General features: G+C 64.7%; 1 protein-coding gene and 1 pseudogene. One reads left to right on the top strand and one right to left on the bottom strand.

The window, feature by feature from the left end; translation table 11 throughout:
• Positions 1–474 precede the first annotated feature (474 nt).
• Positions 475–867, bottom strand: a complete 393-nt coding sequence (locus tag ACF08N_RS38110; protein WP_392329272.1) for a hypothetical protein — start codon at positions 865–867, stop codon at positions 475–477.
• On the opposite strand from ACF08N_RS38110, the pseudogene ACF08N_RS38105 reads away from it, so the two are divergent.
• A pseudogene (locus tag ACF08N_RS38105) lies at positions 772–1,267 on the top strand (IS6 family transposase); the annotation flags it as partial. The gene ACF08N_RS38110 and the pseudogene ACF08N_RS38105 sit on opposite strands and share 96 nt — an antisense overlap.
• Between the last annotated feature and the right edge of the window lie 95 nt (positions 1,268–1,362).

Here is a 1,362-nt window from a genome sequence, read left to right as displayed (position 1 = left end):
TGTACGACGGCACCGCGGACGACACGACCAACACCCTCCCCCAAACCGGCCAACCCCAAGATCATCCCACCCCCGCCGATAACGTGACAGCACCCACTGATGCGCTCGGCCACCGTGCCACTCCACAGAGCGCGGATCATCGAGTGCCATGTCTGGATCAGGAAATCCGATCGCCTCGAGAAACACGACCAGATCATGATCGGAATACGCGAAACCAATCAGTTCCTCACCGCCGCCACGCCGCCGCCGGGTCACACGCCTTCCCCCGAGGGGTGACATCGGTTCATGCACAACAACCGGCATGCTTTCCACGCGACCAGGGTGCGGCCAGAGAGGAATCGCCGCAGGAATTGCCCGGTTCATCACGCGCAGCGGTGAGCTGTGCAGTCGGCGGGTTTGTTTTCGGAAACGCCGATCTGAAGGTATCCCGGGGTACGCAACCGGCTCTCACCGGCCGGCCACCTCACGCTCGGTTCAGGGTCGGCGGGTATAGGCGTGGAGCTGGTCGATCTCGTCGAAACCGGCGGCGGTGTGCAGGTCGAGCACGGCACCCAGATGCGGCTGGTCATCAGTGGGGGCCGCCAGACACCCGGTCACCTCACGGACGCCGCGATCGGCGAGGCTGGCCAGGCACTGCTCAAGCAGGAGCTGTCCCAGAGGCGCTGTTACGTTGGCTGACTGGGTGGGATGATCTTCGGGTTGATCATGGTGGAGGGGGTTGTTCGTGGAGGTCGTGTCGCCGTCGTACAGGGGCACCGCTATCCGGTCGAGGTGATCTCGCACTGCGTGTGGCTGTACTTCCGCTTCCCTCTCAGCTTTCGTGAAGTCGAGGAGCTGATGCTCCAGCGCGGCGTCATCGTCTCCCACGAAACGGTCCGACGGTGGTGTCTGAAGTTCCGGGCAGGCGTACGCCGACGAGCTGCGCCACCGCCGTCCCCGGCCGGGGGACAAGTGGCATGTGGACGAGGTGTTCATCAAGATCAACGGGGTGCAGAAGTACCTGTGGCGGGCCGTCGACCAGGACGGCAACGTCCTCGACATCCTCGTCCAGAACCGCCGCGACAAGGCCGGGGCCAGGGAGTTCTTCCGCCGGCTGCCGAAGAAGACCCGGGCGGTTCCGCGGGTGATCGTCACCGACAAGCTGCGTTCCTACGGCGCAGCCCACCGCGAAGTCATGCCCTCGGTGGAGCATCGCTCCCATAAGGGCCTGAACAACCGGGCCGAGAACAGCCACCAGCCAACGAGGCAACGCGAGCGCGCGATGAAAGGTGCTGTCACGTTATCGGCGGGGGTGGGATGATCTTGGGGTTGGCCGGTTTGGGGGAGGGTGTTGGTCGTGTCGTCCGCGGTGCCGTCGTACAG

The organism is Streptomyces sp. NPDC015127 (assembly GCF_043080095.1).
Taxonomy (GTDB): domain Bacteria; phylum Actinomycetota; class Actinomycetes; order Streptomycetales; family Streptomycetaceae; genus Streptomyces.
The sequence above is the reverse complement of the archived record's forward strand: the minus strand, read 5'-3'. Positions and strand labels throughout refer to the sequence as shown.